Below are 14,029 nucleotides of genomic sequence, written 5' to 3' on the forward strand. Positions count from 1 at the left end.
AACCTATTTAGAAATTAACGCTTTGTACATTTTTATGTATTCCTGGGCCGACCGCTTCCACGAAAAATCCAGCTTCATGATCCGGCTCAATACCTCCGAATGTTGGGAAGAATCGACATATAAGTTTACGGCTCTGTCAATGGCTTCTGAAGCCGCTTCCAGGCTAAACTCATCGAATGTGATGCCGTAGCCATCGTCCTCCGAAATATCCACAACCGTATCTTTCAATCCTCCAACCGCACGAACGATGGGAACCGTTCCATAACGCATAGCAAACATTTGATTTAACCCGCACGGTTCTACTCGCGAAGGCATCAAAATGAAATCGGAGCCGGCGTACATCTGATGTGCCAGTTTTTCGTTGTATTCGAGGGTGGCATCAAAGTAGCCAACGTGATCGCCTTCCATGCTTGCAAAAATCTGATGAAGCTGTGGATCGCCGGTTCCCAACAACACAAAATTCACTTCCACATCCGAATACATCACACGCTTGAATAAATCAGGAAGTAAATCGGCTCCTTTTTCACGAACCAGTCGGCCAATAAAAGAAATAGTGGGTAACTCCGGATTCAGCCCAAATTCCCGGCACAAGTATTTTTTATTCTCAGCCTTTCCTTTCTTCCTGTTTCGGTAGCCAAAATTGTATTCGATCAATTCATCGGTATTCGGGTCCCAAACTTCGGTGTCAATCCCATTCACAATTCCGGTCGATTTCTTCCGCTCCTGCTGAAACAACAATTCCAGTCCGTTGCTCTCTTCCGCCAGCTCACTCATGTAATTTTTGGAAACCGTGGTAATCTGCCAGGCACATTTTAAACCGGATGCCAGTGAGTTGAGCCTTCCATCCCAATCTAACAAGCCAAGATTATCAATATTGAAAGCGGGTAATAACTTAAAGTTATCCAGCTCGTGTTCGCCGTGATATTCGGCATTATGAACTGTGAACACAGTTGGGATATCCGACAGATCCCGGTAGCGGTTGCACTGCGAAAGCATAAATGGAACCAAGCCTGTATGATGATCATGGCAATGCACCACTTCCGGCTTTTCATCCCGCACTCTCATCCATTCCAGCGCAGCAATCTGAAAACTCACGAATCGCTCAAGCTCGTCCCAGTATCCATGCCCCGACCACGGATCAATATAAATACCCGGCCGGTCGAACCTTCCCGGAATATCAATCACGTAAAACGGGAAGCCGAGTTTATCGTTCGTCATTTTCTGTACGGAGAATTTCACCTGATCGGCCGCCATGGAAAAGGCCTCTTCAAAAACCGTTTCGTATTCCTGTGATCCAATCCATTGATTGTCGTACTTCGGAATCACCACTTCACAATGATGGCCAAGCTGGTTCAGATATTTGGGAAGGGAACCAACTACATCCGCGAGTCCGCCGGCTTTGGCAGCGGGATAACATTCTGCACTCAAATGAATTATGCGCATCTGATTTGAAACCTGAGTCCTTATTATTCGTTACCGTTTATTATTATGGGAAATAAGAAATCTTTGGGCATCTTCCAAAATATACAGGGGCTTTCTTTCAAGTTACCTTTGCTTTTCTTAAGCTCTCCCGTCACATCAATCAATTTGAAATTAAAATACGATTATGGCAGTAATTGAAGTTAACAACGTCTTTAAATCGTTTGGTAAAACCAAGGCGGTAAACGACGTTAGTTTTGAGGTACATAAAGGGCGCATTTTCGGGCTGCTGGGGCCAAACGGGGCCGGCAAAACCACAACCATCCGGATGATTAATTACATCCTCTCTCCCGACAGCGGCAGCGTAACCTTAAACGGGAACATCGCAAGCCCGGAAACCCAAAAGGTAATTGGATACATGCCGGAAGAACGCGGGCTTTACAAAAAAATGAAGGTGCTGGATCAGCTGATGTACCTTACCCAGCTTAAAGGCATGAACTCAACTGATGCCAGAAAAGCCATTGATTACTGGCTGGATCGATTTGAAGCTTCCGACTGGAAAAAGAAGGAGATCAATGAACTCTCCAAAGGGATGTCCCAGAAGATACAGTTCATCGCTACCATTGCTCACGATCCTGATATCTATATTTTTGATGAGCCGTTTAGCGGACTTGATCCTATCAACAGCGAAACACTGAAAGAGATTATCATTGAGCTTCGCGAGAAAGGAAAAACCATTTTATTCTCTACTCACCGCATGGAACAGGTCGAGCAAATGTGTGACGATATTTGCCTGTTCAACCAGGGTGAAGCCGTACTGACCGGTAACCTGCGGGAAATCAAATCATCCTTCGGAGAAAATACCATTAACCTGGAGTTTGAAGGCGACAGTTCGTTCCTGGATACGCTGGATAATGTCCGCATCAACAACCGATCCACCAACTTTGCGGAAATTCGGGTGCTGGACGGACAGAATATGCAGGACATCCTGAAGGTAGCTATGGAGCATGCTGAAATTCACAAATTCGAACGCATTGAGCCATCATTAACAGAAATTTTTATCTCCACCGTTGGGGAAGACAACATCAAAAAAGGGGAGTTGGTATAATTATGAGTCTGCACAAAATTTGGTTAGTACTGAAAAGGGAATATCTCACCCGCGTTAAAAGTAAATCATTCATCATAGCCACCGCCTTAACTCCGCTTGCACTGGTGGCGTTTATCGGGATTGTGGTATACATCAGTATTTCAGAATCGGAAGTAGAAAAAAGAATCGGGATACTGGATAACACCAATGTATTGGTAGAGCGACTGGTTGACATCAATGAGACCCGCTATTTTGATGTAAGTGATATCCACGAAGACAGCCTCCGCGCCGATGTACTCGACGGCGATCTGGATGGATTCATCATTCTGAATGATCAGGTGATCTCGGAATCTCAAAGTCCCACCCTTATTTATGGAGGCAGCGGCGGTTTAAGCTTTATATCCGCGGTTCGTTCAGATTTGAGGGAAGCCGTGCGGGAAGAGAAACTCTCTCGCGAGAATGTGTCGGATAACATCCGGGAAATTTTTGAGACCCGGACCGGACTGGAGGCCGTCAAGCTGACTGAAGAAGGGGAGTCCGAGGATAACACCCTGTTTGCCTCTGCTCTGGGCTTCATACTCGGGCTGATGATCTTTATGGGCATTTTCATTTACGGATCCCTGCTGATGCGCAGCGTGATTGAGGAAAAAACCAACCGCGTGCTGGAAGTAATCGCTTCGTCGGTGAAACCGATTGAGCTGATGTTCGGGAAGCTATTCGGCGTTCTCGCCATGGCCCTCACCCAGTTCAGTATCTGGATTGTATTCTATATCGGTCTTTCTATTGCCGCCGCTCCGGTTGCGGGTATGATTATGGAAGCACAGATGAGCAACATCCCGGACGAAGCTGCACAAGCAGCAGCCTCCTCTTTCGATCCCTCCTCCCTGGAGCAGATGGTGGTAGATCCTATGGTATTTGTAAACTTCCTGATCTTCTTTTTCCTCGGGTTTATGATTTACAGTGCCGTGTTTGCCGCTATCGGTGCTGCGGTAGAAACCGAGCAGGATTCCCAGCAGTTTATGCTGCCGGTCGGTCTTCCGATTTTCGTCGGTTACTTCCTGAACACCAAAGTAATGGAAGCGCCCGACTCCGGACTTTCCCTGTTTGTTTCCCTGTTTCCGCTCACCGCCCCCATTAACATGATTACCCGGATTGCCGCCTCCCAGGTTCCCTTTTGGCAAATCATCGTGTCTATTTTGTTGATGATTCTGACCTTCCTGGGTATCATGTGGCTGGCGGCTAAAATCTACCGCGTGGGTATTTTGATGTACGGCAAAAAGCCCTCCTTCAAAGAGCTCGGCAAGTGGATTAAGCAAAGTTAAACAGAGGGAACCCTATTACTTCATTTTAAAAGGGACGGGCTTGCTCGTCCCTTTTTTGATTTCAGCTTGTATGGTTGCAATTAATTTCGCTACTTCAAAAAAATCATAGTTTCCTCGCGGCTTAGAATCTTTTTCGATATGCACATACAAAGTTCAAAATAATATGCCTCAGAATGAAGATGTACATATTATGATTAAGACGATTGAACAGGCTTACCAGTTTGTCAAAAAAGTAAAGGTTTGCACCATCTTCTCAAGTGATAAAGTCGAGCATGCCTCCCTTTGGGAACATGTTGATCTTCCTGAAAAGCAACCCGGAGAAAAGGGATGGGGAAAGAAGATGACGGCAGTTTGGACTTGGAAAAATCAGCTTCCGGCTCAGTATCCAAACGAAATATTCTATGGAAAAATCAATGGTGGGTTTGCGGTATTGATGGATATGGACTATATGGCCAGCCATCACTTTCCCCGGGCCTATAAAGATATTCAAACGCAAGATGGTCTTGCGCAGCATATTTACAGCAAAGTAGTTACAGAGCCATGGGATACCACATCACTTCGTAAGGCGACAATGCAGGAAGTTGGCTGTACTAAGAGTCAGTTTGACACGGCCCTAAAGAACCTTCAGGTAACTATGAATATTGCAAGATTAAACGATCCCCAAATTGAGCGAGATACGTGGGTAGCATTCAAGGAATTGTACCTCAATATTTGGAAGCAATGTGTAAACGATGATATTTAACGAATTAGAGAAATACTAAATAAAAGAACTGTGAAGGTGTTAGCCGGGTGATAATTTCATTTCGTTTAAATCAACATTCAAATTTAGTATAACAACTGCTTTGACGGCGGACGCAATTGTGGCTTTGGTTAAATTTCAAGTTCCTGTGTACTCAGGATTCAAATACTTAGCCTTTTAAAAATTATAATCCCAAGCCGGTTACGCGCCGGGTCGTTATATAGCTTACCATTCTATTATTTAGTCTGAACCCTTCATCTTATCTTGAACTATCAATAATGGTAAATTGGAGGGGCTGTAAGGACACTTGAAAAGAAATGAAAGCATGCCATACAGTATGCGATTTATTGATATACCATCCTGAACTAATATGAGACCTTGACAAAAAAACAAACAAAACAAATTCTCAGAGTAGTATTAATTGCCGCGTCCATAGGCTCTTTGTATTTCGTACCATGGCCTTTGGTTAAAGCATGGATACTTCCACTACCAGATACAGTTCAGGAACAAGTAGATGAGGCCATTGGTCATGGGTTTGACGGAATGATTGTGTATGTAGACCAATCAGGGAAACCGCCGGAATATTACACGGGTGGTTGGAAAGATAGAGAAAACAAAATTCCAGCCGACCCGAAATCTTTGTTCAAAATTGCCAGTATTAGCAAGTTATATACAGCTGTAGCAGCTACTAAGTTGGTCAAAGAAAAGCGTTTGTCTTTTGATAAAACGCTTACCGATTACATTCCAGAACTTAATGGTAGAATTGAAAATGCAGAAAAAATCACCTTGAGGATGATGATTCAACATCGTTCTGGTATTCCAAATTTTACAGATAACCCCGCTTTTTGGGACAACGAACAAGAAAATAGCAAAGATGCCCTGGATTTTGCCCTCGACCTGCCTGCCAGTTTTAAACCGGGTAAGGGATATGAATATTCAAACACGAATTATTTGTTGCTTCGCAGGATTATGGATGATGTTTTAGGGTATAACCACCATGAGTATATCAAAGAGAAAATATTAAGACCACTGGAGCTGGGAAACACCTATTTTTCGATTACTGAAGTCGATTTAGATGATGTTATGAGTGGATATTATGTTGGTTATAACGAAGACTTTAAAGCCAATGAGTATGGAATGTTAGCTACAGCAGAAGATGTGGGTATATTCTTGAGAGCCTTAAACGATGGTTCGGTATTTGACGAGGGAGAACAGGAAATCTATCCTTACGAATACAACCATGGAGGATTGGTCGTTGGTTATCAAAGCCTTGCAGAATATCACAAGGATATTGACGCGGTAGTGGTTCAATTTATTAATACAACAGATTTTAATGGTTATGAATGGAACTTATCGGAAATCAGTATTAACCGTATCGTAAAAATCATAAGTAAGAAAAATTAGCCCCAACTTTGCTTGATTTGAAGATTTCAGCTACTTCAGCCCCCTATTAAATTCAACAATAGATCGGAAAACGCATTGCGCCGCTTATACCGAATGTCATTAGGTGTATAACGTCAGCCATTATAGATTTGTAAAGGTAGCTGAGTTGCTATCTGATCGAAGTCTTTGTCATTATGCAGTAGCTCCACTTCATGTTCTATGCACCAACTTCCTATGAGCACATCTACCGTTTTTCGAATGGTAATACCTTTCGATCGAAGAAAGCGAAAATTTGAAGCTGCTTTTATAGCCAATGACTTCCCTCCGAGATGAACGCAATCTAAAGAATCAAGAGCTTGTTTGGCTAATCTAAACTCTTTATCACTATCAAAACCTTGTAAAATTTCGGTGAGGATAATATCTCCTACAAGAACAAACTGCTCTGAAAGAATACGGTCAAGGCTGTCAGTATGTTTTGTTGATACTCCGTTGAAATAATCAATCCAAACGCTTGTATCTACTAAAATCATTTCTCGTCAGTCCTCATATCATCTAAATCACCTTTCCAGTTCAATTTTCCTCGTAAATCTTTGATACTTTCTTGCTTTTTACGCTGGACTAATAATTTTAAGCCTTCTTCCACAGCATCTTTTTTCGTTTTAAATCGACTGACCTTCAAGGCTTCATCCATTAAGTCGTCATCGATTACAATATTCGTTCTCATAATTGTATAAATTATTTTATGTGTATTGAATCGAAATTTATACACATTACTTATTTAATCCTAACTTATTGTATACCTAATAAGCGCATTAATTCGGACACGGACCTGCCTGGGCTGGCGGGGCGCGATAGAACTTGTTTGCAAGCAATTAATTTTGCTACTTCAACCAAATCATAATCCCCGCGCCTTTTAAACGCTGGGTCGTCGTTTAGCGGCTTAACATAAACTTCAGCTACAAGATTGGAGGTAATATGACACCATATATCGATGGATTTGTACTTCCCGTTCCCCGAGTTCACCTGAATGAATACAAGAATGTGGCGGAAAAAGTAGCTGAGATTTGGAAGGAATATGGAGCACTCGCTTATTTCGAGTATGTCGGTGAAGATTTGAAGTTGGAAGGCACACGTTCGTTTATAGAACTTGTGGATTTGAAGGAAGACGAAGTAATTGTATTTGGATGGGTTTTATTTCCTTCGAAAGAAACTCGTGATTCAGCAAACAAGAAAGTCCCCAACGACCCAAGGATGGCGGAATTAGTAGCTCCGCTGACCGATCCTGAACGATTGATTTTTGATGCTGAACGAATGGTGTATGGAGGTTTTCAGTCGTTGGTTCAATCGTCATAATAATTTCAGGCTTCGATCTGCTACTTCCTCTTATACCCCGGTGTTTGTATAAAATACTTTGGCTCAAACAAGGCTTTGTCCTCCTCTGCATCCTCTTCCTGGAAAATAGAGAAAGCTCCGTTGTCCAGGTTAAAGCCGAGCATACGTCCCGATTTGGCCTTAATCATTACCGTAGATGAATTCCTTTCAAAATCATACGCATCTATCTCAAAACGGTGTTTGTGAATATTGGAATTCAACAGATGCTTGATTAAATCGTCTTTCTCGTTGGTGTAGAGCGTGAAGTCTTTGTTCTTGGTGTATAGGTGAAAACAATGATAGTAATCGGATTCATATTCATCCAAAAGCAGGTCCGATAACTGATATCGGTGCTCTCCTTTCACAATGATGGATGAGTCCGTTACCGCCATATTTGATTTCAATTCAGCCCCTCCGTTTATCTTCATAATAAAGGAAATGATCATCACCGCCCCTATCACAATAATGAATAGGGTCTCAATGGCGTGAGTTTCCAGGAAATCATTCAGATTAAAAACGATGTAGGTGAATGCAATTAGAAAAATAAGGGCAAAAAAACCGGAAGCACATCCCAGAAATAACTGTCGATTGGTGTATTTAAATTCTGCAGCCGCCATACATACTTTTAATTTAGAGAAGGCGGAATCTAAGTGAAATAATCTGTTCTTAGAAATAAGGTTTCGGTTTAGCGGAAAATTTCTGATTTCGTCAGCTTATTTCGATAGTTCTTCAAAATCTGTATAATATTCCTTGTCAAGCACATAGAAGGTTTTCGGAAGTACTTTTTTGGCCGGTAGATACGAAGTTACATCCGGCTGTGCATTTCTTGAATATTTTTTTGATAGGTACGGTGCTATGGAACATTCTACACAAGCCTTAAAACCCCCTCCCGTTGCCGATGGACAGGCTCCTTTCTTTAATCACCTGTTTAAGTTTAAGTCGGATACGCATGGATTTCTACAGGAGCAAAGCAAGAATATGGGACCTTTGTTTACGGTAAAGCTTCTTTCCAGGGATATTTATGTATTGAATCACCCGGATGCTATTCAGCACGTTCTGGCCGGTAATGCCCATAACTACAGTCGGATGAAGCCCTATTCCATCATGGTTGAGTTACTGGGCCGTGGACTGATTACTACCGAGGGTGATGAATGGAAACGCAGAAGGCGTATTGCTCAACCTTCTTTCCACAAAAGAAAAATGGGAGAGCTCTTTGATGAGATGCAGCAGACGATCACCCAATTTATTGAACAGAGAGAATATACCGGGACCCAATCAACCGATCTTGACAGGGAAATGAGCCAGATTACTATTGAGGTACTGAGCAATACCATTCTGAAGAACGACATTGAGTTTGAAACCGAGCAATTGAAAACCAACTTTGCACTTGCATGGGATTACCTGTCCCAGAAACGTTTCCGGTGGACCAAGCTGCTAAATAAACTACCCAGTAAAACAAAATCGAAAGGGCAGCGTGCAATAGCTGATTTAAAGAAATCCATCCTTGAAATCATCGAAAAACGCAGGACTTCATCAGGAGAGTTTAATGACCTGATGGATATGTTGATGAACGCTACCGATGAAGAAACCGGAGATAATCTTTCAAACGAAGAGTTACTGGATGAGGTAATCACGCTATTCACTGCCGGGCATGATACTACAGCCGTGGCTCTTACCTGGAGCCTTTACTGCCTGGCTCATCACCCCAAAGTGGAAGAAAAAGTTCTCGCAGAAATTGACCGGAACTGGAAAGAAGACGGCTTTCTCTTTGAAGATCTGCGTCATTTCCCCTACCTGAACATGTTTATACGAGAAGTGATGCGTTTATTCCCTCCGGTCTGGACCTTCGGTCGACGTTCGCTGGAGGAGGATGAAATTATGGGTTTTAAGATACCGGCCGATGCCTCTGTTACCCTCCCCTCCATACTCGTGCACCGTAACCCTGAATTCTGGGAGAAGCCCGATGATTTCTATCCTGAGCATTTTACAGAAGAGCGGGTTGCCGGAAGGCATAAATACGCTTACTTCCCTTTTGGGGGCGGACAAAGGCTCTGTATAGGCCAGCATTTTGCACTAATGGAAATACAGCTCGTGCTCATGTTCCTATTGCGAAAATACACAGTAACCCTTGCATCCAACAAACCCGCTGAACTCAATCTGTTGATTTCAACTAAGCCCAAAAATCCGATATGGGCAGTATTCACACCAAGAAATATTTAGTATGAAGAACGCTGCACATACCACCCTTCCCTGGCCTGCATTCAGAGATGATGTTAAAGATTTTCTGGATTTGGCTAAAGACCGTAACTATGCCTATGGTTTTTCAGAAGCAGACATCACCCGCATTCATGCTCAACTTCAGCAGAGAAAAGTATCAGGAGAAGAACCACACTCCCTGAGTGCTTACCTGATTTGGTGTTTGGGCAAAGCGGTAAGTGCACACCCTCAGGTTCAGGCCGTTAAGCATAAAAACAAACTGGTGGTGTTTGAGGATGTAGATGTGGCCATGATGATCGAGAAGGAACTGCCCGATGGAAAAACCTTTCCTTTTCCCTACATCTTTAAAGCGGTTCAGACCAAGTCTTTTGAAGAAATAAATACCGAGCTTCGTGAGGCTAAAGCACTGAGTTTTGAGTCCATCCGTAAAAGGAAAAAATCAGTTATCCCCCGTTTTCTTCCCAAGTTCCTCAGGTTATTTATCCTTAAGAAATTGCTCAACAACCCGTTTCGGGCAAAAGAAGTAAAAGGAACCATCGCGTTGACAAGTCTTGGCAACGTTCTGAGTAAGCGCAAATTTTGGCCGGTCCCAACCGGTCCATACCCAATAATTGTAGCCACAGGTGGCGTCTACGATTCCAAAGGCGTGCATTCACCCGGAGTAAAGAAGATGTTATGTTTTTCCTTTTCTCTTGATCATGATATCCTGGATGGGGCTCCGGTAGCCCGTTTTGGGAATACCTTTATTGAACTTTTGGAAAGTGCCTCCGGAATAGGGGAAAAAGTGTAGGCATCATGGAAAAAGCAGAAATCAAATACGGCTTTTGGCCTTATGTAGTTTACCCCGGAACAATGATCATCAGTCTGGGGATGTTTTTTGTACTAATGGCTAATGGCTTTGAGTTGCTTGCCAGTACCTATATTCCACTTACCTTTGGGGCCTTATCCATCATCTTTTTTGAGCTATACACTCCCCATCAAAAAGAATGGATTTTTGACAAGCATGATGTCATTAACGACTCGCTGTTCATGCTCACCGTCCAAACTATCCTGCCTAAAATCCTCAGCTTCCTCGTTGCCATTTTCATATTGCGGATGCTGGACTATTATGAACTCCAAATTACCGGACTGTGGCCCCATCACTGGTCTATAGCATTACAGGTAATTTTAATGGTGCTTATTGCCGATTTCTTTCGTTATTGGCTGCATAAGTTTTCCCATGAGATTCCATTTCTCTGGAAGTTTCACGCCGTTCACCATTCACCCAAAAAACTATACTGGCTTAATGTGGGGCGATTCCATCCTGTTGAAAAAGCACTGCAGTTTCTGGGCGATGCCATGCCGTTCATTATTGTAGGAGTTTCGGAAGAGGTGCTGGCGCTTTACTTTGTTTTTTATGCGGTTAATGGCTTTTTCCAACATTGCAATATCGAACTGGAAATGGGGCCACTCAACTATGTAATCAGCGGTCCACAACTACATCGTTGGCATCATTCCCGAAATATTGAAGAATCCAACACCAACTACGGAAACAACATTATTATATGGGATATTCTTTTTGGCACCTACTTTTTCCCAAAACACCGGCTTGTAGATGAACTTGGCCTGCTCAACAAAGAGTATCCATTAGATTACCTGTCCCAATTAAAAACTCCCTTCTCCGGTGAAATAGACAAAAAAGCCCTCCCCCTCCAAGGTATTTCCGGAATGATTTTGAATACCCTTCTGAAATTAAAAATGAAGTGGATTGAGATTACCCTTTATAACCCTTTGAAAGAACTTGCCCGATCACCTGAGAAAGTTCAGAAAGAAACGTTGTCTTCCATTCTTTTGGAGAATAAAAATACCGTTTATGGGAAAGAGTATAACTTTGATAGAATCACCGGTTACGAAAGTTATCGAGAGAAAGTACCGGTTAGTGAGTATGAGGACATCCGGGGCTTAATCGAAAAGCAGGATCTTGAGAAAACAACTTCACTAACTGCAGAATCTCCCCTTTTTTATAACCAAACGAGTGGAACAACTGGTCAACCTAAATACCTGCCTGTTTTAAAGAGAACCCTGGCATCGTTAAAGAAGACTCAACAGATATTTTCCCTGGTTCAGTACACAGCTTGTCCGGAAGCGTTTTACGGGAAGATCATAGGTTTGGTGAGCCCGGCTGTAGAAGGTTATATGCCTTCCGGTAATCCTTTTGGAAGTGCCTCCGGTCATATTTATAACACCATGCCCTGGCTTGCCCGTAAGAAATACGTTATTCCTAAAGAGGTATTTCAGATTAAAGACTATGAGATAAAATATTACATAGTATGCCGGCTGATGATCGAGGAAAAAGATGTGACGTACCTGGGAAGTGCCAACCCTTCCAGTTTTCACAAACTTCTGGATGTTATAAATCAAAATTTTAGCCACATTTGTAGCGACATCGCTTCAGGAACGTGCAAATACCTCGGAGATTTAGATCCTCGAATTATCGCTGCGGTAAACAGGAGACTAAAACCGAATTCAAAAAGAGCTGAAGAACTGGCTCACTTATTTAGCTCCGGCGATCAAATAGCCTACGAAGAAATCTGGCCTTACCTGAAGCTATTGATTACCTGGACCGGGGGAAGTTGTGGAATTTCATTGAAGAGTGTTCTTCCAAAATTCCGAAATGATATCCGTGTTATTGATCTTGGATATTTATCCAGCGAACTAAGAGCAACGGTTACGATAAACCCGGATACGAATGAAGGCGTGCCTACCATCGGAGAAAACTTTTTTGAGTTTGTTCACAGAGATGATTGGGAGAATGACCGCCCTGACTTTAAAACGATAGGAAGTTTAGAACAAGGAGAGCAATACTATATTTTTGTAACCACTCCCACCGGTTTGTATAGGTACAATATGAACGATATCGTTGAAATATCAGGTAAGTTTGAGAATACTCCCACTTTTCGCTTTATACAAAAAGGGAAAGGAGTTACGAATATAACCGGGGAGAAATTATATGTAAGCCAGGTCATTAATGCCGTTAAAAAAGCAGAACAAGAACTCGACCTTGATTTTCGTTTTTACCAAATGTTGGCTGATGAGAAATCGTCTTTATATGAATTATATATTGAACCCGGCGAGAGAATAATTCCTTCTATCTCAGAACTCAGCCGGGTTATTGATACAGCCCTGCAAGAACAGAATATAGAATACAAAACAAAAAGGGAGAGCGATCGGCTGCAGGAGTTAAATCTACATATTCTTGCGCATGGCTGTTATGAATCCTACAAAGATTTTTATTTGAAGCAAGGACAAAGAGAGGGGCAATTTAAACCTCAAATTTTACAGTACAAGAGTAACTTTGATTTTAAAATTCAGGAGTTTATTGCTGAATGAACATAGACAAACTCATAATCAAACCACTTGAGATCCCTTTCAATTCAAGCTTTGAACATAGTTCGGCCAAACGTAAAAAAACGCAGGCTGTTTTAGTCGCTGCCAGGACTAAAAAGGGAAACACGGGGCTTGGGGAAGGTTGCCCCCGGGTATATGTAACAGGAGAAACAGTGTATACATGCATCGATTTCTTTAATAAACATGCTCCTGAAATTAAACGCCATATCCATTCTATATCTGACCTGAAAAATTGGGTTTCTCATAATAAAACACTCATCGATAAAAACCCTTCGGCGTGGTGTGCCATTGAACTTTCCATCCTTGATGCGTTATCAAAAGACCAGAAAACATCGGTAGAAGCCACGGTTGAAGTACCTGAATTACAACCTGCTTTTCAGTACAGTGCTGTGATTGGGATGAGCAATGAAGCGGTAGCAAGGAAAAGGATTAAAAAGTTTAATGCACTGGGCTTTAAAGATTTAAAAGTAAAGATATCCGGGAACCTGACTAAGGATAACTCCATACTACAAACTGTCAAAGAAATTATCCCAACGGCAACCATCCGATTAGATGCCAATAACCTGTGGAATGTGCCGGAGCAAGCAGTGAAGTATCTTAAGGGACTTTCTTTCACTCCTTCAGCTATAGAAGAGCCTCTTGAAGCAGAGGACTTTGAAGGTCACAGAAAGTTTATTGAACAATCCGGAATTCCCGTAATCCTGGATGAATCTATTTACCTGGAAGAGCATTTAGAATCCATTCTGAGTTTTTCAGAAAACTTCATCATTAATCTGAGGGTATCAAAAATGGGAGGTATTCTAAGATCTTTGAAAATGGCTGAAATGGCCGCTGGTGCCGATATCCCTTTAGTCATTGGCTCACAAGTTGGTGAGACCAGTATCTTAACCCGAGCCGCCCTAACCATTTCAAGTACATACTCTGACCGGGTCAGGGCTATGGAAGGAGCTTATGGGACTTTACTTTTAGACAGAGATGTAACGGACAAGTCCCTCATGTTTGGCAAAAATGGAGTAATAAATACCCTTGAGAGCCTTGACTATAAAAAGTATGGTTTCGGCCTTGCCTATAAAAAAGAGTTCACGAAGATATAATCGCGTACTG

At 42.4% G+C, this 14,029-nt stretch carries 13 protein-coding genes; 9 read left to right on the forward strand and 4 right to left on the reverse strand.

The window, feature by feature from the left end:
- Positions 1 to 3: 3 nt before the first annotated feature.
- The gene (locus NM125_RS01415) at positions 4 to 1,443 is read right to left on the reverse strand and encodes a glycogen synthase (protein WP_255132123.1); all 1,440 of its coding nucleotides are present in this window, start codon (positions 1,441 to 1,443) and stop codon (positions 4 to 6) included.
- A 163-nt stretch (positions 1,444 to 1,606) separates the two neighbouring features.
- Between NM125_RS01415 and NM125_RS01420 the strand changes: the two genes are divergently transcribed.
- The 4 genes from NM125_RS01420 (at position 1,607) to NM125_RS01435 (ending at position 5,971) form a co-directional block, all read left to right on the forward strand.
- Entirely contained in the window at positions 1,607 to 2,527 is a 921-nt protein-coding gene (locus NM125_RS01420; RefSeq protein ID WP_255132125.1) for an ABC transporter ATP-binding protein, read from the forward strand.
- A 2-nt stretch (positions 2,528 to 2,529) separates the two neighbouring features.
- Entirely contained in the window at positions 2,530 to 3,828 is a 1,299-nt protein-coding gene (locus NM125_RS01425; RefSeq protein ID WP_255132127.1) for an ABC transporter permease, read from the forward strand.
- Between the two features lie 190 nt (positions 3,829 to 4,018).
- Positions 4,019 to 4,570 carry an AlkZ-related protein gene (locus NM125_RS01430; protein ID WP_255132129.1) on the forward strand — a complete coding sequence of 184 codons (552 nt, stop codon included), beginning with the start codon at positions 4,019 to 4,021 and terminating at the stop codon, positions 4,568 to 4,570.
- 375 nt (positions 4,571 to 4,945) lie between these two features.
- Entirely contained in the window at positions 4,946 to 5,971 is a 1,026-nt protein-coding gene (locus tag NM125_RS01435) for a serine hydrolase domain-containing protein (RefSeq protein ID WP_255132130.1), read from the forward strand.
- 113 nt (positions 5,972 to 6,084) lie between these two features.
- Here NM125_RS01435 and vapC read toward each other — a convergent pair whose 3' ends face one another.
- Both vapC and NM125_RS01445 read right to left on the reverse strand, forming a co-directional pair.
- On the reverse strand, positions 6,085 to 6,480 hold the full coding sequence (gene vapC / locus NM125_RS01440) for a type II toxin-antitoxin system VapC family toxin (protein WP_255132132.1): 396 nt from the start codon (positions 6,478 to 6,480) through the stop codon (positions 6,085 to 6,087).
- The gene (locus NM125_RS01445; RefSeq protein ID WP_255132134.1) at positions 6,477 to 6,674 is read right to left on the reverse strand and encodes a type II toxin-antitoxin system VapB family antitoxin; all 198 of its coding nucleotides are present in this window, start codon (positions 6,672 to 6,674) and stop codon (positions 6,477 to 6,479) included. The genes vapC and NM125_RS01445 overlap by 4 nt, the downstream gene beginning before the upstream one ends.
- 251 nt (positions 6,675 to 6,925) lie before the next feature.
- Here NM125_RS01445 and NM125_RS01450 point away from each other — a divergent pair, with 251 nt between their 5' ends.
- Positions 6,926 to 7,303 carry a DUF1428 domain-containing protein gene (locus tag NM125_RS01450; RefSeq protein WP_255132136.1) on the forward strand — a complete coding sequence of 126 codons (378 nt, stop codon included), beginning with the start codon at positions 6,926 to 6,928 and terminating at the stop codon, positions 7,301 to 7,303.
- Between the two features lie 20 nt (positions 7,304 to 7,323).
- Here NM125_RS01450 and NM125_RS01455 read toward each other — a convergent pair whose 3' ends face one another.
- Positions 7,324 to 7,938: a hypothetical protein gene (locus NM125_RS01455; protein WP_255132137.1), complete on the reverse strand. Its 615-nt coding sequence runs from the start codon at positions 7,936 to 7,938 to the stop codon at positions 7,324 to 7,326.
- A 238-nt stretch (positions 7,939 to 8,176) separates the two neighbouring features.
- Here NM125_RS01455 and NM125_RS01460 point away from each other — a divergent pair, with 238 nt between their 5' ends.
- The 4 genes from NM125_RS01460 to NM125_RS01475 are packed head-to-tail and all read left to right on the forward strand — an operon-like array spanning position 8,177 to position 14,019.
- Complete coding sequence (locus NM125_RS01460; protein ID WP_255132139.1) at positions 8,177 to 9,541, forward strand: cytochrome P450; 1,365 nt, start codon at positions 8,177 to 8,179, stop codon at positions 9,539 to 9,541.
- 1 nt (position 9,542) lies between these two features.
- Positions 9,543 to 10,328, forward strand: a complete 786-nt coding sequence (locus NM125_RS01465) for a 2-oxo acid dehydrogenase subunit E2 (RefSeq protein ID WP_255132141.1) — start codon at positions 9,543 to 9,545, stop codon at positions 10,326 to 10,328.
- Between the two features lie 5 nt (positions 10,329 to 10,333).
- Positions 10,334 to 12,907 carry a GH3 family acyl-acid amido synthetase gene (locus NM125_RS01470; protein WP_255132143.1) on the forward strand — a complete coding sequence of 858 codons (2,574 nt, stop codon included), beginning with the start codon at positions 10,334 to 10,336 and terminating at the stop codon, positions 12,905 to 12,907.
- Entirely contained in the window at positions 12,904 to 14,019 is a 1,116-nt protein-coding gene (locus tag NM125_RS01475) for an enolase C-terminal domain-like protein (RefSeq protein WP_255132145.1), read from the forward strand. Before NM125_RS01470 ends, NM125_RS01475 begins: the two co-directional genes overlap by 4 nt.
- Positions 14,020 to 14,029 lie beyond the last annotated feature (10 nt).

Source organism: Gracilimonas sediminicola (genome assembly GCF_024320785.1).
GTDB classification, from domain to species: Bacteria; Bacteroidota; Rhodothermia; order Balneolales; family Balneolaceae; genus Gracilimonas; species Gracilimonas sediminicola.